The sequence below is a fragment of the Flavobacterium melibiosi genome (assembly GCF_048158545.1).
Taxonomy (GTDB): Bacteria; Bacteroidota; Bacteroidia; order Flavobacteriales; family Flavobacteriaceae; genus Flavobacterium; species Flavobacterium melibiosi.
This window is the reverse complement of record NZ_JBLNKU010000008.1, coordinates 149,127-171,798: the sequence shown is the minus strand read 5'-3', so window position 1 is coordinate 171,798 and position 22,672 is coordinate 149,127. Positions and strand designations below refer to the sequence as shown.

24 protein-coding genes are annotated in these 22,672 nt (G+C 31.3%); 12 read left to right on the top strand and 12 right to left on the bottom strand.

Annotated elements, in window-relative coordinates; translation table 11 throughout:
- Positions 1-4: 4 nt before the first annotated feature.
- Together ACM55F_RS11655 and ACM55F_RS11650 are read right to left on the bottom strand one after the other, a co-directional pair.
- Positions 5-574 carry a GNAT family acetyltransferase gene (locus ACM55F_RS11655; protein WP_416853970.1) on the bottom strand — a complete coding sequence of 190 codons (570 nt, stop codon included), beginning with the start codon at positions 572-574 and terminating at the stop codon, positions 5-7.
- A 313-nt stretch (positions 575-887) separates the two neighbouring features.
- Entirely contained in the window at positions 888-1,688 is an 801-nt protein-coding gene (locus ACM55F_RS11650) for a LuxR C-terminal-related transcriptional regulator (RefSeq protein ID WP_416853969.1), read from the bottom strand.
- 397 nt (positions 1,689-2,085) lie between these two features.
- Here ACM55F_RS11650 and ACM55F_RS11645 point away from each other — a divergent pair, with 397 nt between their 5' ends.
- The 9 genes from ACM55F_RS11645 to ACM55F_RS11605 all read left to right on the top strand — a co-directional run bounded on the left by ACM55F_RS11645 (position 2,086) and on the right by ACM55F_RS11605 (position 12,181).
- Positions 2,086-2,295, top strand: a complete 210-nt coding sequence (locus ACM55F_RS11645) for a response regulator transcription factor (RefSeq protein WP_416853968.1) — start codon at positions 2,086-2,088, stop codon at positions 2,293-2,295.
- A gap of 59 nt (positions 2,296-2,354) precedes the next feature.
- The gene (locus ACM55F_RS11640; protein ID WP_416853967.1) at positions 2,355-4,361 is read left to right on the top strand and encodes a hypothetical protein; all 2,007 of its coding nucleotides are present in this window, start codon (positions 2,355-2,357) and stop codon (positions 4,359-4,361) included.
- A 138-nt stretch (positions 4,362-4,499) separates the two neighbouring features.
- A complete protein-coding gene (locus ACM55F_RS11635; RefSeq protein ID WP_416853966.1) occupies positions 4,500-6,320 on the top strand; it encodes a hypothetical protein in 1,821 nt (606 codons plus the stop codon).
- A gap of 5 nt (positions 6,321-6,325) precedes the next feature.
- Complete coding sequence (locus tag ACM55F_RS11630; RefSeq protein ID WP_416853965.1) at positions 6,326-7,756, top strand: hypothetical protein; 1,431 nt, start codon at positions 6,326-6,328, stop codon at positions 7,754-7,756.
- 3 nt (positions 7,757-7,759) lie between these two features.
- Positions 7,760-9,043 (top strand): hypothetical protein, encoded by a 1,284-nt coding sequence (locus ACM55F_RS11625; protein WP_416853963.1) that lies wholly within the window; start codon positions 7,760-7,762, stop codon positions 9,041-9,043.
- A 208-nt stretch (positions 9,044-9,251) separates the two neighbouring features.
- Complete coding sequence (locus tag ACM55F_RS11620) at positions 9,252-10,100, top strand: hypothetical protein (protein WP_416853962.1); 849 nt, start codon at positions 9,252-9,254, stop codon at positions 10,098-10,100.
- A 32-nt stretch (positions 10,101-10,132) separates the two neighbouring features.
- Positions 10,133-11,095, top strand: a complete 963-nt coding sequence (locus ACM55F_RS11615) for a WD40 repeat domain-containing protein (RefSeq protein ID WP_416853961.1) — start codon at positions 10,133-10,135, stop codon at positions 11,093-11,095.
- Between the two features lie 17 nt (positions 11,096-11,112).
- Positions 11,113-11,595, top strand: a complete 483-nt coding sequence (locus tag ACM55F_RS11610; protein WP_416853960.1) for a hypothetical protein — start codon at positions 11,113-11,115, stop codon at positions 11,593-11,595.
- A gap of 235 nt (positions 11,596-11,830) precedes the next feature.
- The gene (locus tag ACM55F_RS11605) at positions 11,831-12,181 is read left to right on the top strand and encodes a hypothetical protein (RefSeq protein WP_416853959.1); all 351 of its coding nucleotides are present in this window, start codon (positions 11,831-11,833) and stop codon (positions 12,179-12,181) included.
- Positions 12,182-12,197: 16 nt separating this feature from the next.
- Here the strand turns inward: ACM55F_RS11605 and ACM55F_RS11600 are convergent, their stop codons facing one another.
- From ACM55F_RS11600 to ACM55F_RS11590, 3 genes are read right to left on the bottom strand one after another with little or no spacing between them, the layout of a single operon-like run.
- A complete protein-coding gene (locus ACM55F_RS11600; protein WP_416853958.1) occupies positions 12,198-12,728 on the bottom strand; it encodes a hypothetical protein in 531 nt (176 codons plus the stop codon).
- Positions 12,729-12,737: 9 nt separating this feature from the next.
- Positions 12,738-13,181 carry a hypothetical protein gene (locus ACM55F_RS11595; protein WP_416853957.1) on the bottom strand — a complete coding sequence of 148 codons (444 nt, stop codon included), beginning with the start codon at positions 13,179-13,181 and terminating at the stop codon, positions 12,738-12,740.
- Entirely contained in the window at positions 13,171-13,662 is a 492-nt protein-coding gene (locus ACM55F_RS11590; protein ID WP_416853955.1) for a hypothetical protein, read from the bottom strand. Before ACM55F_RS11590 ends, ACM55F_RS11595 begins: the two co-directional genes overlap by 11 nt.
- 163 nt (positions 13,663-13,825) lie before the next feature.
- Between ACM55F_RS11590 and ACM55F_RS11585 the strand changes: the two genes are divergently transcribed.
- Entirely contained in the window at positions 13,826-14,503 is a 678-nt protein-coding gene (locus ACM55F_RS11585; protein ID WP_416853954.1) for an SDR family NAD(P)-dependent oxidoreductase, read from the top strand.
- Between the two features lie 19 nt (positions 14,504-14,522).
- A complete protein-coding gene (locus tag ACM55F_RS11580) occupies positions 14,523-15,125 on the top strand; it encodes a SprT-like domain-containing protein (RefSeq protein WP_416853952.1) in 603 nt (200 codons plus the stop codon).
- A gap of 4 nt (positions 15,126-15,129) precedes the next feature.
- On the opposite strand, the gene ACM55F_RS11575 is transcribed toward ACM55F_RS11580, so the two are convergent.
- From ACM55F_RS11575 to ACM55F_RS11555, 5 genes are all read right to left on the bottom strand, one after another.
- The gene (locus ACM55F_RS11575; protein ID WP_099713472.1) at positions 15,130-15,891 is read right to left on the bottom strand and encodes an ABC transporter ATP-binding protein; all 762 of its coding nucleotides are present in this window, start codon (positions 15,889-15,891) and stop codon (positions 15,130-15,132) included.
- On the bottom strand, positions 15,888-16,637 hold the full coding sequence (locus tag ACM55F_RS11570) for an MlaE family ABC transporter permease (RefSeq protein WP_416853950.1): 750 nt from the start codon (positions 16,635-16,637) through the stop codon (positions 15,888-15,890). The genes ACM55F_RS11575 and ACM55F_RS11570 overlap by 4 nt, the downstream gene beginning before the upstream one ends.
- A gap of 78 nt (positions 16,638-16,715) precedes the next feature.
- Positions 16,716-17,564, bottom strand: coding sequence for a glycosyltransferase family 2 protein (locus ACM55F_RS11565; protein WP_416853949.1), 849 nt, complete (start codon positions 17,562-17,564; stop codon positions 16,716-16,718).
- Entirely contained in the window at positions 17,564-18,088 is a 525-nt protein-coding gene (locus ACM55F_RS11560) for a methyltransferase domain-containing protein (RefSeq protein WP_416853948.1), read from the bottom strand. The genes ACM55F_RS11565 and ACM55F_RS11560 overlap by 1 nt, the downstream gene beginning before the upstream one ends.
- 236 nt (positions 18,089-18,324) lie before the next feature.
- Positions 18,325-19,383: a 3-oxoacyl-ACP synthase III family protein gene (locus ACM55F_RS11555; protein ID WP_416853946.1), complete on the bottom strand. Its 1,059-nt coding sequence runs from the start codon at positions 19,381-19,383 to the stop codon at positions 18,325-18,327.
- Between the two features lie 146 nt (positions 19,384-19,529).
- Here ACM55F_RS11555 and ACM55F_RS11550 point away from each other — a divergent pair, with 146 nt between their 5' ends.
- Positions 19,530-19,673 carry a hypothetical protein gene (locus ACM55F_RS11550; RefSeq protein WP_416853945.1) on the top strand — a complete coding sequence of 48 codons (144 nt, stop codon included), beginning with the start codon at positions 19,530-19,532 and terminating at the stop codon, positions 19,671-19,673.
- 54 nt (positions 19,674-19,727) lie between these two features.
- Here the strand turns inward: ACM55F_RS11550 and ACM55F_RS11545 are convergent, their stop codons facing one another.
- Together ACM55F_RS11545 and ACM55F_RS11540 are read right to left on the bottom strand one after the other, a co-directional pair.
- Positions 19,728-21,275, bottom strand: a complete 1,548-nt coding sequence (locus tag ACM55F_RS11545; protein ID WP_416853944.1) for a DUF6770 family protein — start codon at positions 21,273-21,275, stop codon at positions 19,728-19,730.
- A gap of 23 nt (positions 21,276-21,298) precedes the next feature.
- Positions 21,299-22,645, bottom strand: a complete 1,347-nt coding sequence (locus tag ACM55F_RS11540; RefSeq protein WP_416853943.1) for a M48 family metallopeptidase — start codon at positions 22,643-22,645, stop codon at positions 21,299-21,301.
- Between the last annotated feature and the right edge of the window lie 27 nt (positions 22,646-22,672).

The window sequence follows — 22,672 nt, the reverse complement described above, 5'->3', positions numbered from 1 at the left end:
AATATTAAGAGACAGGCTGATTCATATCGTAAGCCAAAATAAAATAGTTATTATTGTTGAATTGAAAATCGCCAATAATAGTCCATTTTAGTTTTTCGGTATGCGCTTTTGTCGATGGAATATTTGTTTTGTTAATGAAGGTCAACGCTAGTGGATATCGTTTTACAATATGGATTCGCATGAATTCAAAAAGTGGAGTTATTAATCCTTTTCCTCTGTATTTTTTATCGATACAAATAGGTCCATATTGAAAGCTGTTGGTTGTAGTAATATTGAAATCTAAAAAGTTAAGATCAGGTAATAGCGTAATCATGTAATTGAATATAGGCCATTGATTGAAAAAATCCCAGCTTCCAGAAAAGATGTAAGCAATAGTTTTGTTATTGTCTTTAGCTAAAAACAATCCCTCTTGTGTGATTACTTCTGTTAATTGAGGAATTGTAAACGGTGTGGTAACAAAACCAAATTCTTTTTCCTCTTCAGATAAATTAGAGACAAGGTATAATTCCTGTAAGGCTAATACGCCATCAATATCACTCAATTTTGCTACTTCAAATTGTATGTTTGCTATCATTTTATGCGAATTCAAATCGTATTTTGTTTCGGCAAAATTAAGCAAAATTATAGAAAACCTTATTTTTATATTGGAAAGAATCCTTAGTGTAAAATGATATTTTTTGGCGTTTTTGTTTATTTTTGCTTTATGAAAAACATCATCATCACAGGTACAAGTCGAGGAATAGGTTTTGCAGTTTGCTAATTTGTGCAGTTTGATGTTGAAGCCTTTTCCAGAATATCTTAAGTAGCTTTTGCAAGTTAATTTAAAACAACAAGGGTCATATTATGATTTTAAAAGATTGTACTTTACAACGACTCATCTAAAGTGTTTAAAAAAGACTATCTATATAATATCTTGCAATTAATTCTGGAGTATTTTTACAATCCGCCTTTTTTAACATATTTTTCTTATGCGTATTGATGGTATGTGGAGATATAAATAATTCTTTAGCAATTTCATTAAATTTCATTCCTTGAGCTAATTTTTCAACAATCTCTTGTTCCCGTTTAGTAAAAATATCTTTAAAAGACTTTTTTTCTAAAGAAGAATTGTTTTTATGAATTATAGCGTAATTCCCTGATTTTTTTGAGTAATGATAGCATTGTTTTTTTGAACTGATAAAGGAAACAGTATGATTAATCGGAATGTTCAAATAGCTAATATCAGTATGAACGCACAATGTTTGTTGAATTTTACCATCATCAGAAACACTAAAAACTGATGCTTGGTGTAGTAAAGTTTTATAAGTCCCGTCAGTATGTCTCATTCTCATTACGTATACACTTTTGTAATTGAATAAATCTTCAGAAGAAATTTTATTAAAGAAAAAGTCAAAGACAACAGCTTCTTTTTCGTTCATAGTAGCAAGATCTTCCGAATGCATTATTTCAAAACCTTTTTCCATAGAAAATTCTTCGGGTTCAATTCCTAAAACATTTCTAATTCCCTCATGAACATAATCCATTGTAATATTCTCAAAATTTAAGATGAAATAATAAAAACTTCCTACAGCAAATAGTGAAGCAACTTGATCTATTATTTCTAAAAGAAGTTCTTTTTTGTTAGGTAGGTTAATGGAATTTTCCCTACTCCAAACACTAAAAACCTTGGCTCCATCCTCTTTATTCATATTATAAATATTTTTTAAGAGTTAATTAAAAAAAGGCTATTATTTCAAACAGTAAAATACAAATAAGAATTACAAATTCTTGTATTATTAATAGTGCTAATTTATCATTTTTTCTTAATAAAAATAGTTTTATTCAACGATCGTATTTTTTTTAATATAAATTAATTCGTTTTCAGGAGTTTTTGTTGTGATTTTCGAATTAATTTTATAAAAAAAAGATCTTTTAATCCTAATTTTTTCATCTCTTATTTTAAAAAACACAAAACATAATTATTTACTTACAATAAAATAAAAATTTGTATTAAAAATACCTAAAAGGAGGTATTTTTTTTTAAACTTATTCCAATTAAGTTTGGTTTAGAATAGTTATGTTAATTTTCTATAGATCTTAAATTCGATGGCGAAAGAAAATGATGTATTGAGTAAATCCGAATTGAAAGTCTTGACATTAATCTGCAACGGTTACACTAGTGAAAATATTGGAGTAAAACTGGGTATTACAAAAAGTACCGTTCAAACACACCGCCGTAATATGTTACGGAAAACAGGTTTTAAAAACACGCAGCAATTAGTTGGGTGGGCAGTGAGGGAAGGGCTTGTGAAATAAACCAGAAAGCAGTTAATTGTTATGCGTAAGAAAATTAATAACCTTTAAATTATCAAATTATGAAAAATTGTCTACGAAAATTAGTGTTATTTACTACGTTTCTATTGTTGATTGTTTCCTGTTCTAAAGACGAAAACAGTTCTGATGTACCATCAGAAACAATCAAAATTGAAGATGACTTAAAAATTAATTTTGCGGACTTAACAGTAGTGACCATAGATGGAGAAGCTAAAGTAGATGCAAGGGGCAATTTTAGTGCAAACACAACCAATACCGTTGCTAAAAATCTTCCTTTATTATTTATAAAAGATAATGAAATAATGTTTGGTTATTATTCAAAAACGGGTTTGAATAATTCGATATCGACTACTGATTTATTATTGTTTTATTTCACACTTCATCCAGAAATAGCATTACAAGGTTTTCAAAATTCAGAGCTGTTAGATAAAATTAAACAAAATTCAAATTATGATGAATTGACAAGTCTTATTAAAGCCTCATTAGATGCAAATTTATCCCCATTTAAAAACGCATCCTTTGTTAGTTTGTTGAATAAGACTGGATTTACTATAGGTGTTGCAAAACGGCAAGCCAAACTAAGTAAAATCAGCAAGTCGCAATCTTTTGACTTCAGATATACCTATTCACGCGATGGTACTATAGTATGGAATAATAAGTTTCCTTTATTCGCAACGGTAGGTATGGAAGTTGTTGATGTATCAACTGGAGTTTCTGTTTCTGGACCTAAAATGTTTGACAATAGAGGTCTAGTGCTTTCCCCAGGTTCAGGTTTAGAGTGGTTATGGGATAGATATGTTGGAGTAAAATTTGAAAAAAGTGGAACCTTTAAATTACCAAAAGAAGGCAAATATGAAATTAGATTTACAAATGGGGTAGATAATTTTGGAACAAAAGTATTAGAGCAAGAAGTTGACTTTAATAACCGGTTTAATATAGGAATTAGCGTTCTTTCGATTGCTTTTCCTATAGGGATTACAGAAATTTTGGAGGATAATAAATGCAGAGATGCAACAGTTGACCTTATTAAAAATATGAGACTTTCAACGACTACATTGGTGATTACAGATAAATCAGCAATGGCAGAGTTTATAATAAATCTTTATAACGATCTTTTTTTTGTTGCAACAGATTGCCTTGAATCTAAACCCAAAAAGAATTTTGCGCAACATATTAATTTTATTGCAAAAAAATTAAATGCTGCTAATGAACTGGGAACCCTATATCTTTTGCTAAAGGATTATCTGTTTTCAGATATCAAAGGAAAAGAAACCAGATATTTTTACGATGGCGTTTCTTTTGGGGAATTGCAATTAACAAATACTACGGGTCTTCAATACATTACTCCAACTGGAACTGAGTTTTCTGGTCAGGCAAAAAGTGAGCATCCTTATACTGCAAGTGTTAATGAAACAGCATTTAAATATTCAATAAATAGAGATAATATACTAACAACCTCGATAACTTCAGATACAAGCAAGGAATATGCTATTGGCTTACCATTTGAAGTAAATAAAACGAATTCTGGCGATGCCACACTAAAAGGAAACAAAATTATTCCTACCAGCATTGAAGGACAGTTAGCGGCAACTTTTGTAATGGGGACACAAGAATCAAAATTTGAAATCAAACCAGCATTTAAAAATTCTGGATTATCTTCTGAATTTGTTAATTTAAAAGAAATGGTAGATTTAACTTCATTTTATAATGAAAAAGTGGTAGGAAGTTGGAAAGTAGAAAATAAGGATTATCCTGGAACGTATAGTGTTGCGGAATTATATGCTGGTGGCACGGGTAAATATATAAGCCAGAATGGTGTGCTTTTCACTAATGGCGGTTACGCTATTACTTGGAGGATAACAAAAAAAGATAATAAATATTATTTATTTGAAGATGGTTTTAATCATCCTGGATTCAACCAATTTAGAAAAATAGGAACTAATTTACCAAACGAAAGTTTGACTTATCCATTAACTTTTTTTAAAACATATGGAGATTTAGGGGATGGTAAAGGAACAGTTGAAGCACTTTTATACACCAAACTTTAATTAACAGATCATTTTTACACAAAACTTGTAAAAAGGATTCATATTAATTTTTTTGACAGAATAATTTTATTAGAAGGTAAATAACATTAAAACGGGTAAAGCTGAAAACTGAATAGAGTAAGCATAAAAAACAAAATTATGAAAAAAATATTATTTATATGTTTTATACAATTTTTCACAACAGAAATATATGCTCAAAAAAGCAACAAAATTAGCTTGACAACCGAAAAAAAATCTACTAACAATGGAGAAAGTATTTTAGAAGATGAAACTATTAATGTTTCAAAATCAAAATTATTAAAAAATAATTGTGATACTACCAAAACCTATTTTGTAATTTATGATTTCAAAAAAGGCGAATACGAAAAAGGTTTGGTTAAACCCAAAGTAGATCGGCCAATTGTATATAAAATAACTAATATCAATAGACTTGCTTTTGATGTCAAAGTTAATACAAAAGACGAAGTTGTAGCAGAAACCGACTGGTTTACTAGTTCAGAGGATTTAAAAAAAATCACTGTATTATTGAACGAAGCCAATGCAGTAAATCAAGTTAAGATAGAAAATACAATAGAAAATGCTGAACTAGCCGCAATTAAAAAAAAGGATGATTCAAAAGAAAAAGAAGTACCAAACGAAATAGCAAAGGATGTAAAAATTTTAAATGATTTAAGTGCTTTAAAATTACAAGTTCAACAAAAAACGAGAGAACTAGTTAACAAGAATAATGACAAAAAGACAAAAGAAAACCTTAAAATATTTTTTAGTGAAAGTTTAAATAGTAGTGAAACTATTGTTGTAGGTACTAAAGATACAGAAAAAACCAATGAACAAATTCAAGCAATTACAAAACAAATTGATAGTATTGAAAATATAATTAAGCAAAAAGAAAAAATTAAAACTGAAAAATTAATTGAATTTGAATTTGCTAGAAATAATTTTTATAAAGCCTACGAAGAGTTTATTCAATCATATAATAAAGTAAATGCTATTGTTCAAGCTTATAATAAAGTACTACCAGTAGCCCATCAATCTTTTTTAAATTTAGAAGAGTACAAAGCAAAATATAAAGTGCAATTTGGAATGTTGTTTGTCGATTTGATGTTAAATGATGTTTCAGTAAACACAATAAACACCCAATATACTGATGTAGTTGTAAGTTATAACAAACTTAAAGATATCGATGGTCTTGAAACCTTTATCGATAAAAGTTCACTAAAAAAATATTTTAGTGAAATTGATTTAGTATTTGAAAATGCCCAAAAAATTAAATTTAAAGAAGAACTTATTGATTTTGAAAAATTATCAAATCAAGTGAAACGAATTATTAATTTGTTAGAAAAAGAGGAAACCTACGAATATATATCAGCACCGGTGCAACCAAAAAATGACTTAGCCACTTTTGAAGTAGAAATAACAGCAAAAAACAAAGATGTTGAAGTCAACAATTCTAGAACTTTTAAACATTCCGAATTTGTTAGACGAGGCTCTCGAATTGATTTTAGTATGGGTTTAGCAGGAAGCTATTTTAGTAATGCTAAAGTGTATGAAATTTATACCATTAATGGTCAAAACAAAGTAGGATTAAAAAGTGAGAATCTAACGGTACCATCGATTATTGCTATGATTTCAATGACCAATAGGTCTAGTAAATATTTAGCAATAGGCGGAAGTGCAGGTTTAGGAATTGATATTAATAATGGTAAAATTCAGATTGGCAATTTTTTTATTGGACCAACCCTCGTTTTAGGAAAATACGATAGGCTGATGTTTACGCCTGGAGTAGCTTTAAGAAATGTTGGCCAATTGAAAAATGGAATTACGATAAATGATACCGTCTTGGATCAAGCAAATGATATTAGCGCAGTGATAACAGATAATTACAAATTAGGATTTTTTGTAGCATTGACATACAATTTGACTAAAAATGTACGAGACAAAATTTCTAATTACAAATGAATATTATGAAGAAATATATAGTAATATTATTATTAAGCACAACATTTAATTTATTGAACGCACAAATAACATTTCAACAAAAATCTTATTTAAATTTGAGGGTTCACTATATTTCAGGCGATCAAACAAACAGAGAAAATTATAAATGGTTAAATCCAGATACTGGGAAAGATGCATTTTTATATTCGTCTGACATACAGGTTTTAAATTGTGATTGTCCTGATGATTTAAGTAAAGGAATTGAAATATTTAAATCTTTTACACTTTTGGGTAAATGGTTTAACTTGATGGGAGAATTTGCCTCTAATCCTGGATTGATGTATGAATATAAAAATGATTTTTCATTTGTTAAAAATGGAGTTAAGTATAATATTAATAAAAAACTATTATCAAAATATCCAGCATTATTGAAACGTTTAAAATATGCATCTCCAACCTCTTTTGATTACACATTGCGCTTTGATGCTATAGCTAACGATAGAAGTGTTAGTGGAATTGAATTGATGGTAAAAGATATTGATCTTTTAATTCCTCCAGAAAATGAAATGCCTTATATGGTTGCAGGAGCCCCTTCTAAATGGAATGATAGGCTTATTATAGGAAATTATATAAAAGATAATGAGATTGACAATAAAAAAAGATGGGCTAATTTGGTGGAAATAAAAAATAATGTTTCATTAGTTATAAACAAAATTTCAATTCCTGTAGACGAACTCATTACCATAGCAAACCTTTACAAAGAATACGAAAAAGAAGATAAAATTTTAAAAGACAAATATAAAATTATTGAACCTGAGTATAAACCTGCTAAGGCTACACTACCTTATACTAAAGCAGATAGTTGGAGTAAGCCATACGAACCAGAAATAAAAACTGCACGAGCTTTTAATGAATACGGGAAAGCCGGTTTAAAATCTGGCGACAAAATTGTGTTTGTTTCCGATCAATATTCAAGGGCGGATTCTTTGTCAGGTTCATCAAAATATTTTTTGTTTTCTATAAACAATAAGGATATAAATTCAGGTATTTTTCCTCTGTGCGAGGTATTTAATGCAAAAGGGCAAAAGCAAACCATTGGAGGTGTTAGTAAATTTCTTTTTGTAAGTAAATCTAAGGAAGATAATGGCTATACATTAGTTTGTGATATAAATAAAAACAGGCCACCGGTATATAAATCCCTCATAAAATATAATTATTTCATTAGAAGTTATTGGTGGACAGAAGAAGTTTTTACAGCCGAAAGGATCGAAAGCGCTAAACGATATGATAAAGATAATTATAATGAATACAAAGGCCCACCAAATATTGATTCTTCATTGCTTAAACTTCTCCGTTACTTTTATATTTATGAAGTAGATCAAATAACTACTGATGTTAATTTTAGAGTTATTAAAACAGAAAAGAAATATATTGATATTGCAGAAAAAAACGATTAAATTATGAAAAATTTTGTATTTATTATATTCTTGTCAATATTCTGTATGCAAGTTAGCGCGCAAACAGAGTTCGTAAATGCCGCCACTGCTTTTGAAAATAACGACAATGAAAAAGCATTAAGTATTCTATCTCAAATAGAAGCAAATGTTGGCGCAAACCCAAAAATAGAAAGTTTACGTTCGCTAACTTACCATCAAATGGGTGATGTCGTGAAAGCTTACAGTAGTATTCTTCGATATTTTGAATTGGCTATAAATAACAGGAATAGTTCAGAAAACAGCACTATGGAAAGCCTGAAAACTGAGTTAAAAATTACCCTTGAAAATGAGTTGAGACAAAAACAAGAGCAAATTATCAATGAGCGTAATAAAATGTCAAACACAATAATTAATAGTAAGGAAACAAAAAAACGAAGTGCTTCAAAAGAAAAACAAAAAGCTTTTGACGAATTTTATGATAATAAAATTAACAACACAAAAACCGATTTTACAGCTGATGAAATTATTACTATCAAAGAAAATATAAAAACAAAAACTGCTGAAGGCCTTAATGTGAAAACTTTAAAAATTGCCGTTTTAAAATTTTCAGATATACTATACATTGGGCAAGATGAAAATGTTATTGTTGATGCAGTTTATGATAAGATATTGAATCAATTGCAAACAGATGAAACTTTGAGAGCTCAAATTAAGAAAGAGAGAAAAATAAAATTTAAGATTGATGCTGATTATTATAAATATCTAAATGGTTTAAAAGAAGATTTGCGTGGTTTTTTTAGAATTGAATCTATTGGTTCTTATAACGAAAAAAGAAATCGAATGGGCAACATGATAAATGATAAATACTTAATTTATCTTTATAATGCAAAATTAGATTGCAATTTAAAAGATGCTGCTCCATTCGCTGATGAAAAGAGCGGAGAAGTAGATCCGTACTATATTTATACTCAAAACGGGAAATTGGCCTATTTTGGCGGGATTGTTAGTATTTCAAGCGATATTAAAGATTTTACAAATTCAAGTGGTCTTAATCTTAAAAATGTTAATTTGATTAATAACGAATTAGAAAAAAAATATGGTTCGATGACTGTAAAGATTGATAAAACCGAACAGGAGAGAAACTATGCCAAATATCTTCAGTATAGTTATACTTATACTGTTAAAACAAATAGTTTTTATTACAATTTAAATTATTTTTTTAGGCCTTATGGTTATGAAAATGGAAATAGAGATGTTATTTCCGGTTCAGTCTTGGGCTATATATCATTTAATATAGGTAGCTTGTAGCTTACTGTAATTCAAATAAAATCAGATTTTCTTTTGCATCATTTATTATTAAGTTTTATTCAAGCACTTACTATTGTAATAGTCAAATTATAGATTAGTATTTGAAATAAAAGAGAAAAAAAATGCAAATTACATTGTAAAATCTTGTATGGAATCTGCAGCTTTTATTTTTTCAAATATAAAACGATATATTATAAATAAACTTACAATGATGAAAAAACTCCAAACCATTTTATTCTTTTTTTTAATAATAGTAACAGCTTCCGCCCAAAAACAAACCTACCTTCTCTTTGCCTATGGGCAAAAAAGCATCAACGATGTTTGTGGTGAAAAACTGATGTTAAAAAAAGAAGAAATAGCGATGATGCCAGCCGAAACATTTGCCTACCGCAATAAATTACAAACAGAAATGAGAACTAGCTTGGGCAAAGGTTACACCAATGTTTATGTAGAATTGGTGCCCGAAACCACTGCCGTTATATTCTATGAAGGTAAAAGAGTGTACACACAAAAAAAAGACGGTTGGGATTGTACCAATACATTTTATGGTTGTATAAAAGCAAAAGATATGTTGGCTGCCGAAAAAGCATTTGCCGCATATCAAGCCGAGTATAAAAATAGCGAGTTTAAAGAAGTATTTCGCTGGGGCAAATCTGCCAACTCAACTCCTGCTGCAATAGGCGAAAACGATTTGGATGTACAATGGAAGACTTTAGACAAAAAACAGTTCTTACAAATGACAAATACCCGCAAGGATGTAGCATTACAAGTAACCATTGTGCAATATAAACAAGGTGCGAATATTACTAAAGGAAATGAAACCGACCTGAGTAAAATGATTAAAACTGGCGAAACCACCATTACGTTAGAACCCGGATCAAAATCGCAAAACAGCTTTGATAAAGCCAGTGGTTTTGAAATACGAATTATTCAAAAAGCAGCCACTCCAGAAGAGCAAGGCTTAATAGATAAAGTCAAACAAATTATCAAAAGCTATGTCAGGAAGCCTGACGGTTCAATTGGAAAACTGTCTAACATTGGTGGCGTTCGAGGGTAATTATAAAATTTAATATTAATTTAAAAATAAAAATGAAAAAACACCTTAAATATTTTTTATTTTCTTACACTTTAATTTTGCTATCATCGGAAATTGCAGCACAAAGTTCATTAAAATACATCGAAAATTTTCACACAAAAACGGAAGAAACTTTTTACGCTCCAATATTTTCAAATGATGGTAATTTTGTTTTTGCCGCAGGAAATGACGGCACTTTAAATAAATGGAGCTTAAAATCTGAATTTCCTGTAAAACAAAAAGAAATTAGCGACAAACCACTATATGCAGTCGCTTTATCGTCAGATGGAAAATACATTCTTATTGGTGGGCTTTCGGGTACTTTGTATTTATGCAACGCCGAAAGTTTTGAAGTAGTAAAACAACTAGATGGATTTAACAACATACAAAAAATTACAATTGCTCCAAATTCAGAAATTGCATATATACAAACAAATGGCGATTGTAAATTAGTAAATGTATTAGGTCTTAGTATTATCGGAAAAAATGGTTACGCTTCGTCATTTGATGCTTTTTTTAGCAGTGACAGCAAATTGCTTTACAATATGGGTAAAAGTGAAATGAGTATTACAAATACATCAAATGCAGAAACAACAAAATTTGTGAGCGTTAAAAAAAATGCTATTAACGTTGTAGTTACACCCGATAAAAGTATGATGATTGTTGGTGTTCAAGAAGGATATAAAGAAACTACCATTATAAAAATAGTAAATTTGGACAATGGCGAAATAAAAAATTTAGTAGAAATGACAAAGTCCGGCGATTATGCAACACCGCTTTGTTTAGTAAATGGTACTAATAAAATGATTTACAATTGTTACGATGGGATTTACACTTTAGATTATAATACCTTTGAAACCAAAAAAATAAGTGGCGATTTTGATGGTATGGAGATGAAAATTGCTAAAACAAATAAATATGCTGTAGCACTAGCAAGAGGCAAGAATGGAATAAGGCTATTAGAAATAAAAAATTAACATTTTAAGAAAATTAAATGAAAAATTTCTTCATAATTACTTTAATAGCTCTTTTTCAAATAAATACTTACGCCCAACCCAAACAACAATCTGAAAAAGCCTTTGTAGCAGAGCTCAACAACATCCTCAAAAACACCAAAGAAGAAAATGAAGGTTTTAAATTTGATGGCGAAAAGATTATTGAACAAGAGTTTGCTATAAATGAGCAAGGTATTTTGTCATTAATAATTCGTTACAATAACAGAGATGGCACTTTCTATAAATCTAGGATGGAAGCACCAATAAATAAAATTCAAGGGTTGTCTTATGACTTGTATCTGATATTGGAGTTTGATGATGATGCTATAACTTGGCACAAAACAGCTATAAACAGTTCAGAATTTACTGATAAAAGCACCTCAAGTTACCTTCATATTGGAGTGCCTTGGCCAGAAGACATAAGGCATAAAGAAAACTTGCAGAAGTTATTAAATGAGTTGTTGAAGTATTATAAAAATTAAAATCAGTATATAATATGAATTTCAAATACTATTCCTTTTTATTTTTTCTATTATTTGGATACTAACTAATGCCCAAATACCTGCTCCAAAAAATACCAATTATTTAAATAATGATTGCCCACCACCAAAAGAAAGTGATTACAAAGAGTTGTGTGCGCACGTAGCTACACAGGGACGAGATTATACTGAAACAAAATTCTTCACTGAATATTGGTATGAAAAGCATTTATTACAGATGGCTTGCGTAAACATTGGGGTTGATGACGAAGAAATGGCAAAAAAGAAACTACAATTATTCTGGAATAAATACAAAACAAAGTGTAAATGTGATTGTCTTGATTTTTCGCTTCCTAATGGAAATTTTCTTAAGTATTCTATTTCTCAAAAAATGCCTGAAGTAATTGTGAATCTGGCGGATACTTATGCACTGGATATTAATTTTATTGATCCACAAGACGGTCTTAATTTGCTGGATTGGATTGTTAAAGAAATGAAAAGTCCAAATAATACCAACGATAACATAAAATATTGGGATGACCTTAGGATTATGGTTATTGAATACGGCGGCAAACCAAGTAAAAAATAATTCATTAAACTTTTGTTTACACCATCGAGCTCCAATGATAAAGTATCCAATGAGTTTCTGTTTCAATTAAATAATTTTCTTCTTCCCAACTGTCATCAAAGCAAATAACTTGTGTTATCTCTTCTTTATTTAGCAATTCAGAAAAGGTTTCTGGTTCGTCATTCTTGGTAAATTCAAAACTAGGTTCGGCAGTTATTCCTTCTATTGTTGCGCTGTATTTGTCCCAAAAATCTTCAATACTTATTGGATTACCTCGGCTATTAGTAAACCCTTTTTCGGCTATAAAAAAGTGTATGAAACTTTGTAGTGTTGGTGTGGTTGTATTCCACTCCTTTTCCCAAATTTGTAATGCTTTGGCTTGTTTTTGTAGTAAATAAATCAGTGCTTTATCAATAGTTGGGGCAAATTCCTTAGACAAAACAATAACCATTGCAGTATTCCAAAAAGAACTGCTTGTGGCTAAAGTATAAAAATCTGCCTTTTGCCAGTTGCCATCGATCAACAAATAATCGTCTAATGATGAGTTATATAGTTCAGTTAAGTTCATTTGATTAATTTATTTTTCAAGCGTTACCACCGTTTTATTAGAAGATAAAATTAGTTTATTTCCAAGTTGTTCCTGTTTTAGGGTGTCATAAAAAAAACTAAACAACAATTTAGCATCTTCGCTATTGCAACAAACATCTGTAACTGCTAAGGTTCCCATTTTGAAACTATCCTTATTTAAAACTATCAATTCACCCGATAAACTATTGTCTTCTGCAGTAATTGTAATAGTATCTTTTGCATAATGTTCTAAAAAATAGGTGCGTGTGGTGTCAAATACAATATTTACTTGAGGATTTTTTAATTGAATAATTTTCCACTTTCCTGTTGGTAATGTTTCCACTTCTTGCTTCTTGTTTTCATAATTTTTACAAGAAAAAATGAAACTAAAAAGGAGTAGTATAAAACCAGTCCATTGGATTGAATAACGAGATAATTGGATATTATATTTCATTTTTAAAAACATAAGGTACTGAGTTTATAGTGAAATTGCAATTGGGTAACATTATCTTTAACAACAACATATCATCTTTTACAGTTTCTATATCCTCAACAGAAAACAATAGTTCTCTAAGGTTTTTAAGTGCATTTAATTGTAAAATACCGTCAATGGTAATTGCAGTATCTTTAATATGCAAAAATTGTAAACTGGTCATTTTATTTAAATGAAAAATACAATCATCATCTATTTCCAGGCAACCTTTTAATCGTAATTCGTTAACGTATTCAAGATTGCATAGAAACGCAATGGAATCGTTTGTGATTTCTGTTTCGTTTAAGTCGAGCATATTTATGCCTTTAATACCTGTTAAAAAATATGCCAAGCCTTCATCGTTTAAATCGGGAATTCCACGAAAATCAATATGGTCTTGATAAGGTGACGCATATTCCACCTTTCCTAAGCGACGTTTCCAGTATTTTTTATCTCGAGCCATTGTTTTTTTATTGATTTCTGGCTGCTTACCAAGTGTGTCAAGTTTACAATAAATATTTTAGAATTCGTAAAATAAATCAGTTGCTGTTTTTATAAATAAATCATTTTTTGTAATCTGTGAATCTGTGGCTAACTTTTTTAAAGATTTTGCTTATTTTCGCTAAATGAAAAACATCATCATCACGGGAACTTCAAGAGGAATTGGTTACGAATTGGCTTTGCAGTTTGCCAATGCCGGACACAATGTATTGGCCATTTCCAGAAAAACGCCCCAAGACCTTATCGAAAACCAAAATATTACTTGTCTTTCCATCGATTTATCCGACGAAAACGAAATGCAGAAAGTAGAAAGTTTTCTTTCCCATTCTTGGAAAAAAGTAGATATAATCATCCACAACGCAGGAAGTTTATTGTTGAAACCCTTTTCAGAAACGTCACAGGAAGATTTTGAAAATATCTATAAAGTCAATGTTTTTGGAGTTGCTAACTTGACCCGAATTTGCTTGCCTTATTTACAAAAAGGAAGCCACGTTGTAACGATAAGTTCTATGGGCGGAATTCAGGGAAGTTTAAAGTTTGCCGGACTTGCAGCGTATAGTTCCAGTAAAGGTGCCGTTATTACGCTGTCAGAGTTGTTAGCAGAGGAATATAAAGAGCGCGGTATTTCTTTTAATGTTTTGGCATTAGGTTCGGTTCAAACAGAAATGTTGGCGGAAGCTTTTCCAGGATATCAAGCACCAATTACGGCAAGCGAAATGGCAGATTATATTTTTAATTTTACGCTGACAGGAAATAAATATTTCAACGGAAAAGTATTGCAAGTGTCTTCTACAAATCCTTAATTCCTAACTCATAACTATTTTGAGCGAAACCTTAGCAAGATACATTCCAGAGCATGCGGTAAAACCCGTTTTCGAACTTATTGTTGCCAATCAAGTGCATCTTAAGATTGTAAACGAGCGTCAGACGCGTCATGGAGATTATCGAAAAGGTTTGAACGGAAAGCATGAAATCACAGTAAATTCAAATCTGAATAAATACAAGTTTTTGATTACGTTGATTCATGAAATCTCGCATTTGGTCGCTTTTGAAAAATTTGGTAGAAATATAAAACCTCATGGTAACGAGTGGAAATATTCTTTTCAACGGTTGATGATTCCTTATATTCGTCCAGAAATTTTCCCGAATCACTTGTTGCCTTTGTTGGCGCGACATTTTAAAAACCCAACAGCCAGCAGTGATACCGATGCGACTTTGGCATTGGCATTGAAACAATTTGACCAAGAAAATGATAAAAACTATGTGTTCGAAATACCTTACGGCAGTGTTTTTAGGATCCAAAACGGAAAGATTTTCAAGAAAATAGCAATCAGAACGAAGCGTTTTGAATGCCTCGAAATGAGTTCTGGAAAAACGTATTTATTCAATCCAAACGCTGAGGTGGAGTTGTTGAAATCAAGTTAGCCTTTTACTCTTTCAAATACGCTTCTCGTACTTTTTTGAATAAATTAGAAGAATAAACAAAGGCCACAACAGCCTCATTATCGGTTCTGAAAATTTCTTCTTTGGTTCCTTCCCAAGCTTTTAAGCCATCTTTTAAGAATAGAATTTTCTCTCCAATTTCCATAACGGAGTTCATATCATGGGTGTTTATAACCGTTGTGATATTGTATTCTTCGGTGATTTCTTTGATAAGATTATCAATCAAAATAGCTGTATTTGGATCTAAACCAGAGTTTGGTTCATCGCAAAACAGGTATTTTGGATTATTTACAATAGCGCGCGCAATAGCTACCCGTTTTTGCATTCCTCCTGAAATTTCCGAAGGCAATTTTTTATGGGCATCAGTAAGGTTGACTCTTTTTAATACAAAGTCAACACGCTCCTGAATTTTTGAATTATTGTCTTTGGTGAACATTTTCAGTGGAAATCCAACATTCTCGGCAACTGTCATGGAGTCAAACAAGGCACTTCCTTGAAAAACCATTCCTATTTCCGTTCGTAAATCTCGTTTCTCATCTGGATTTAATTCAGAATAAATTCTTCCGTCAAATGAAATTGTTCCAGATTCCGGAGTGTGAATTCCTAAAAGACTTTTGAGCAGAACGGTTTTTCCGGATCCACTTTGTCCAATAATTAAATTCGTTTTTCCTGTTTCAAAAATCGTGGAAACGCCTTTAAGGATTTTGATACCGCCAAATGATTTTTCTATGTTTTTTACTTCTATCATGAGCCAAGTAACAATTGTGTTAATATATAATTAAAAGAAATTATTGACACCGATGTCCAAACAAATGAAACGGTACTTGCTCTACCTACTTCAAGTGCGCCACCCTTCATGTAATATCCGTGAAAGGATGGAATAGTTGCTAATAACATCGCAAAAATCAATGTTTTTAGAAAAGCATAAACGATATGAAATGGAATAAAATCCATTTGAGCGCCATTTATAAATTCGGAGCTTGACGTAAAGCCACCATAAACACCAGCCATCCAGCCACCTAATACCCCTAGAAACATACTAATTCCAATAACGAATGGATAGAGCAGTAAGGCAATTATTTTTGGAAAAACCAAATAGTTTAACGAATTCACTCCCATCACTTCCAGTGCATCAATTTGTTCGGTCACTCTCATTGTTCCAATGCTTGACGTAATAAAAGAACCCATTTTTCCAGCCATAATCACCGAGATGAACGTAGGTGCAAATTCTAATATTACAGATTGTCGAGTGGCAAACCCAATAAGGTATTTTGGAATTAATGGATTTGTCAAATTCAATGCAGTTTGTATGGCAACAACACCTCCAACAAAGAAAGAAATGAATGCTACAATACCAAGGGAACCAATAATTAAATCGTCTATTTCCTTGAAAATTAGATTTCTCATCACGGACCATTTCGTCTGTTTATTGAAAATTTCTTTCAGCATTAAGAAGTACCTTCCTATCTGCGTTATATATCGAATGAGCATCATATTTTTGCGATTATGGGCTAAATTAAGGATTAGTTAGCAGTTTATACTTTACAGTTTGTGCTTTTTTGATTTCTGAAGCTATAAAATCTTTTCTTTCATTTTCTTTAAGCGATACTTTCTAATGAATTTTGCTTGTTCTTCAGTTACCAATAAAGGGGTTTTAGCAGCTTTAGCTTTCCAAAATCCTTTGATGTAATCCAAAAAAAGGATAGGCTTTTTCTTCATCATCGCCAGTTTTGCAGAAGCAATCGACGTGATTAAAAATCCGTAACCAAGGGTGTAAAATGCTTCGCCTTGTTTGTATCGTGCTGTTTTGTTATAATTAGCTCCAGTTGGTTTTAGGTGTTTTACGATTAGTGAGGCATTAGTAACTACTTTCCATCCGTAAAATTTTGACAGTAATTCATCAACGGTGTCCCAACCCATAGCCGGTTTTAAATTACCTATTTGTTGAAAGCATTCTTTTCTGTACGCTTTGAATGCACCACGAATATGGTCTTTATCTGTTAGGTTTTCCAGAATCCATTTACCGTTTTTTTCGATATAAGCAAATCCGCCAGCCATTCCAATTGTAGCATCTTTTTCGAAAATGTTTAGAATAGTTTCAAAATAGTTGTTGGGAAGAATTAAGTCGGCGTCCAGTTTTACGATAACGTCGTAATCTTCGTCCAATGTTTCAAAACCTTTGTGAAAAGCCTGAATGACTTTACTTCCCGGAAGATGTATGGCACTTGAAGTTTTGTTTACCAAAGTGATAAAAGGATTTTCTTTGGCGAAAGCTGTTACAATTTCGGCAGTTTTATCAGTGGAATTGTCATTGACTACGACTACTTTTTTGGGTAAAACGGTTTGAGAAATCAAAGATTCCAAAGTTAAAGCAATAAATGCTTCCTCGTTATGAGCCGGAATAACAATGTAATAATTCATTATTTTATTTTTTCAGCGTAAACAATATAATAGCGATTGGTGAATTTTCGCAATAATGGACGAAGGCCAAATTTCTTAACCGGATTGGTCCATTTTTCTCTGTCGATTATTTTCCAACCCGTTTTTTCCAATAGCCAGTCCAATTGCCAATCTTCAAATTCATGGTAATGTCTGTCCCACATATCAGTTTTGCTTCTATAGGCTGGTGAAAACCACAAACGCATTGGGATAGATATAAAAAGTTTATCCGATTTTATTTCGCTTAAAATCGTGTAAGGATTTAATAAATGTTCAAAGATTTCGAAAGCGGTTACCACATCCTGTTTTTCATTCGAAAGTACAGCTTGGTCAGTATCTAAGTCTTCTCCTGTTGTATTTGTAACTTCAAATCCTTCCGATTTCATGATTTTAGAAAAGGGGTTTTCTACGCCTAAATCTAATATGGTTTCATCCGTGGAGATGTGTTTTTTTAGAAATTCTAAAGTATGTTTGAATCTTTTATTGGGAAACGTTTTCTCGTACATGTTTTTTTGATTTTGCCGCGAAGGCACGAAGGCACAAATATAGTAATAAATGTGTTTTTGGGCATTGTTTTTTAGCCCGGATGGAAATGAAAATCCCGGAGCTTCAAAATGTAGTTTTTCAAGGTGCAAAAAGCGACTAAAAGAAGCTTTTTTACACCTTAGAAAAACAAGTTTTATAGTGAGGAATTGTAATGTACAGCCGGATTAGCTCCAGATTGACACATTCCTCTTAGTGATTAATATCTGTAAACAAATGCGTTGATGTTCATTCCTGCTCCAACGGATGCAAAAATGAGAATATCGCCTTTTTGTATGGATTGGTTTTCTATTTCTCCGCGAATTAACAGGTCATATAGCGTAGGCACGGTTGCGACGCTGCTATTTCCCAGTTCATGAATGCTCATTGGCATGATGTCTTTGGGTACGGGTCTGTCGTATAATTTGTAAAAACGTTGGATTATCGCTTCGTCCATTTTTTCATTGGCTTGATGGATAAGGATTTTTTTTACGTCGTCAATGCCTAATCCACTTTTGTCCAAGCAACTTTTCATAGCTGCCGGAACCTGGCTTAATGCAAATTCATAGATTTTACGTCCATACATTTTTATGTAGCGAATATCTGGATCTAAATCAGGGTTATAGGATTTTCCAAAAAATAAATAATTGGCTTCGTCATTAGCATAAGTAGCACTTTCATAAGCCAACATTCCTGTTTCATCATCTGAAGCTTCAATTATAGAAGCACCTGCGCCATCAGAATAGATCATGGAATCCCTATCGTGGGCATCAACCACTCTGGATAGGGTTTCGGCTCCAATTACAAGACAACGTTTCGCCATTCCTGATTTGATGAAAGCATTGGCCTGCATAACCCCTTCTATCCAGCCTGGACATCCAAAAAGGATATCGTAGGCAACACATTTTGGGTTCTTTATTTGTAGTTTGTGTTTCACACGTGTGGCCAAACTTGGAATCATATCAGATTGATTTGTTCCACATTTTACATCGCCAAAGTTGTGTGCAAAGATGATATAGTCAATTGTCTCGGGATCTATTCCGGCATTTTCTATTGCTTTTTGAGAAGCAAAAAAAGCTAAATCAGATGAGGTGTATTGGTCTTCGGCATAGCGTCTGTGTTCTATACCGGTTATTCCTTTAAATTTACTAATGACTACTTCATTCGTGTAGCCAAAAGCTGTTCCGTCTTCATTCAAAAAAATATGTTCGCTAAAGTCAGTATTGCTTACTTTTTTTTCAGGAATATAACTTCCTATTCCAGTTATTTTTATTTTCATCGGGTTGTTTTTCCAAAAATTCAGGCTAATTTAATCATAAATAAATTAGTACACTCACAAAATTTATTATGCATGCATATAATTGTGGAATAATAATTTATTGGCAAAAATATTGATTATTTTATTACGAATTACAAAAAAATGATATGATAATGATTTCCGAAATGTTGCAATTGGTAAAACTGATGTTTTCAGAAGGATTGGAAATCGGTTTGAGATTAAATGTTGCATTGCTGCTTATTGTTTCTAAATTGGAAATTATTTATAGCAGTCATTACGGAGTAATTTGAATTGGATTTTAGGGAAGGAATAAAAAGAGCCACTTGGTAGTGGCTCTTGAGGGATTATTTTATATTTAATTTTTCTAAGTGTATGTTTATTTCTTTTAATTTCTTGTCATATTCCAGTAACAGTACATTTCCAACTTTTGCTGGTAAAACTCGGAAATCATTATTGTTATTGTCGCTTTTCAGATAGATTTTATCTTCGGTTAGTTGACCGTTATCACAAATGATAGTTTTAAACGCATTTTTGTTTTTTTCTCCTTTTAGTCTTTCATAATCGATGAAACAAGCATAGAAACGATCATTTGTTTTGTCGAGTTGGGTATATTCATAATCAAACGCACCATAGGCTTTCAAAGCGTGTGCATTTAATTGTGGGCTTCCAAAATCAGATAAGCTTGGAGCTCTTGATTTTCCTTTTTCAAATTCTTGAATTTCTGTAAGTTTGAAATCAGAATTAAATTTGAACACTACAGAATTTGTAATTGTAAGTTGTGTGACACTTGCACCTCCGCCACCTCCGGCTAATAGCGATAAGGTATTTAGTGCTATGCCTCCGGCATTTGCTGTCCTTTTATAAAACTCTCCAATGGCATAATACTCATTGTTCTTTGTTCTGGCAATATTATGAAAATAAATGTATCCTTTGTCTTCAATGTAATTACCGCTTACTTTTGCAATTTTTGCAACGTCTTCTTTCCAACTGGTAAAGTTTTCTTTTAAAGTTTTTCCAGATAAATCGATTACTTCTGTAAACAGGCCTAGACTTTTATCATCAATAATATTATCCCCTTCTTTAAAATATTCCCCCATTAAAACAACATTACTGTCTTTGTCAAGGAATGCATTATTAATTAATCGGGGTTTACTGTTTTTACTATATTCTTTTTCATACAATAGCACTCCTGTATTTACATCAATAATTTTTGTCTTTAAGGCGATTTTCCTTGATAAAAGACTTGATTTTGATGTTTCTAAAGCAACAATTACTTTATCATTTACTTCAATAGGATTTATTGCCAACATTTCTTTTGAATCATCAGGAGAATTATATTCCCATGAGGTCCCACCATCAGTTGGGTAATATTTTAAAGAGTATCCTATTTTTTTATTGTCTTCAAACTTGTTGAAAATGAATCCTTTGTTTTCAACAGGAAATAAAATATTAAAATCACCTGTTTGTTGCATGTATTGGATATAACGGATTTCTTTGCTTTCCAGAGGAATGTCAATAATTGGTAATTGATTTACTTTCCTATCATAGCTTAATAGGCTGATCTTTTTTTCTTTAAAATTAGCCATTGCAAACATTATTCCTTGATTGTTAAAGCTACTTTTCATTAAAAAAGTATTTTTATTATCAACGTATGTTTTCTGGGCTACTTCAACTAGATTTTTGTCTAGAACCTGAATTGCAAATTCACGATTTCCTTTTTTTAACTTGTCTATTTCATAGAAAAAGTAATAGCCGTCAACATCCTTCTCTTTGTTCAGGATTGCTCCTGAATTCTTTACTTTAAAAGTATTAACTTCATTAATTTTTTTTGTTTGTGCAAATGATAAATTTGCCACAAATGAGATTAATAGTAGTGTACTGATTTTTTTCATAATTGGTTTGTTGTTTGATTGTATTAATTTTTATTTAAGCTTTTGAAGAAAGCATATGCATTTTGAAATTCAGTATCCTCTTGTGATATTAATTCGTTTTTTAGACAAAAATAATAACCAATTTTCCGGAGGTCTTTTAGTTCAATATTGTTTAAAAACAACCGTATCTCATTAATATATTTTTCTTCGGAAAAAGAGTTTACTGGTTCTACATATTTTCCAAAGACATGTTTTTCTTTTAAAACGTATACTTTTTTTAATAAGTAAGCGACATGACTTGTAAAGGCTTTTTTATTTAATTCCTCTTTTTCATAAAGGGACAATAATTGGTATAGCGCAAAGTCTAATTTAGAGTCGTCAAAAAAGATTTTAATACTGTTTTCAGCTGTTTTTTTCTGTACCAGATCTATTTCATTTCTGGTTGGATTTGTTGGGGCGATGGTATGATTTTGAATTATATTTTTTATACGAAGGGGAATGTCAGGATGTGTTTTTGTGGAATCTTTGTCAAATTCCAAATCATTTACTCTTTCGGTAATGTCAAACATTTTGCCTTCTTCGACAACCCATGCTTCTTTAAACGGGTACTCTTCGAATGTGAAATTTTGTTTTAAATTTGTTGGATTATTGAAAAGTATACCGTCAGTCGTATCGAGTTTTTTTAGAATATTTATCGAAGCCTGTTTGTTGTATTTTGTATTGTTAAACAAAATAAAACCGAGTGAGTCTGCTTGGGTTTCTGCACTTCGACTTCGCTTCATGAAATTAAATTGCAGGTCCTTTAATAATAAAGTTACAGCGGATCTTCGGCCATATTTTTTATTTGAAGCGGTACTTAGCTGCTGTTTAGTATCCTTAGAGCTGAATGTTGTGATGTATTCTTCGAGCGCTTTGTCATTGTGCTTTAAAATATAATGTGCTATTTCATGGCAAATAATAAAAGCCATTTCATCATTGTTTTCAATAAGTGTGAATAGACCTAAATTAACCGAGAATAGGCCGTTCCCGTAGCATGCAGCATTAGGGATTAGGGATTTGTTAATCAGAAAATAAAAATCTTTTGTTTCAATTTGGGGATTTGAATGGTATATTTCAGCAAGTGTTTTTTGAAGAAATCTATTAATTGTTTTGTCAAAAATAAACGTACTGTCCTTTACATTTTTAAAAAAGGATACTTTTCGCTCCAGAAGTATTTCTTTTGCTTTTTTTTGTTGAATCGTGGAAAACTCATTTATTTTAGCAGAGGTTATTTTAGTGAGGTAATTTTCCAGAGAATCGATACTGTGAGGATAATAACTAAATTCGTTATTCTGGGCTTGGGAGAAGCCAAAATACAGTAGAAACAGAAAGCATAATAGATTTGTTTTCATATATACTTGTAAGAATTGTTTTGCCAA

Coding starts and splice junctions, on each gene's coding strand:
- ACM55F_RS11590 (WP_416853955.1), bottom strand. CDS start 13,662: ATGGCTCGAGATAAAAAATACTGGAAACGTCGCTTAGGAAAGGTGGAA.
- ACM55F_RS11545 (WP_416853944.1), bottom strand. CDS start 21,275: ATGAAAAAAATCAGTACACTACTATTAATCTCATTTGTGGCAAATTTA.
- ACM55F_RS11570 (WP_416853950.1), bottom strand. CDS start 16,637: ATGATGCTCATTCGATATATAACGCAGATAGGAAGGTACTTCTTAATG.
- ACM55F_RS11635 (WP_416853966.1), top strand. CDS start 4,500: ATGAAAAAAATATTATTTATATGTTTTATACAATTTTTCACAACAGAA.
- ACM55F_RS11565 (WP_416853949.1), bottom strand. CDS start 17,564: ATGAATTATTACATTGTTATTCCGGCTCATAACGAGGAAGCATTTATT.
- ACM55F_RS11610 (WP_416853960.1), top strand. CDS start 11,113: ATGAAAAATTTCTTCATAATTACTTTAATAGCTCTTTTTCAAATAAAT.
- ACM55F_RS11630 (WP_416853965.1), top strand. CDS start 6,326: ATGAAGAAATATATAGTAATATTATTATTAAGCACAACATTTAATTTA.
- ACM55F_RS11550 (WP_416853945.1), top strand. CDS start 19,530: ATGATAATGATTTCCGAAATGTTGCAATTGGTAAAACTGATGTTTTCA.
- ACM55F_RS11595 (WP_416853957.1), bottom strand. CDS start 13,181: ATGAAATATAATATCCAATTATCTCGTTATTCAATCCAATGGACTGGT.
- ACM55F_RS11650 (WP_416853969.1), bottom strand. CDS start 1,688: ATGAATAAAGAGGATGGAGCCAAGGTTTTTAGTGTTTGGAGTAGGGAA.
- ACM55F_RS11600 (WP_416853958.1), bottom strand. CDS start 12,728: ATGAACTTAACTGAACTATATAACTCATCATTAGACGATTATTTGTTG.
- ACM55F_RS11540 (WP_416853943.1), bottom strand. CDS start 22,645: ATGAAAACAAATCTATTATGCTTTCTGTTTCTACTGTATTTTGGCTTC.
- ACM55F_RS11560 (WP_416853948.1), bottom strand. CDS start 18,088: ATGTACGAGAAAACGTTTCCCAATAAAAGATTCAAACATACTTTAGAA.
- ACM55F_RS11640 (WP_416853967.1), top strand. CDS start 2,355: ATGAAAAATTGTCTACGAAAATTAGTGTTATTTACTACGTTTCTATTG.
- ACM55F_RS11575 (WP_099713472.1), bottom strand. CDS start 15,891: ATGATAGAAGTAAAAAACATAGAAAAATCATTTGGCGGTATCAAAATC.
- ACM55F_RS11645 (WP_416853968.1), top strand. CDS start 2,086: ATGGCGAAAGAAAATGATGTATTGAGTAAATCCGAATTGAAAGTCTTG.
- ACM55F_RS11655 (WP_416853970.1), bottom strand. CDS start 574: ATGATAGCAAACATACAATTTGAAGTAGCAAAATTGAGTGATATTGAT.
- ACM55F_RS11625 (WP_416853963.1), top strand. CDS start 7,760: ATGAAAAATTTTGTATTTATTATATTCTTGTCAATATTCTGTATGCAA.
- ACM55F_RS11585 (WP_416853954.1), top strand. CDS start 13,826: ATGAAAAACATCATCATCACGGGAACTTCAAGAGGAATTGGTTACGAA.
- ACM55F_RS11555 (WP_416853946.1), bottom strand. CDS start 19,383: ATGAAAATAAAAATAACTGGAATAGGAAGTTATATTCCTGAAAAAAAA.
- ACM55F_RS11615 (WP_416853961.1), top strand. CDS start 10,133: ATGAAAAAACACCTTAAATATTTTTTATTTTCTTACACTTTAATTTTG.
- ACM55F_RS11620 (WP_416853962.1), top strand. CDS start 9,252: ATGATGAAAAAACTCCAAACCATTTTATTCTTTTTTTTAATAATAGTA.
- ACM55F_RS11605 (WP_416853959.1), top strand. CDS start 11,831: ATGGCTTGCGTAAACATTGGGGTTGATGACGAAGAAATGGCAAAAAAG.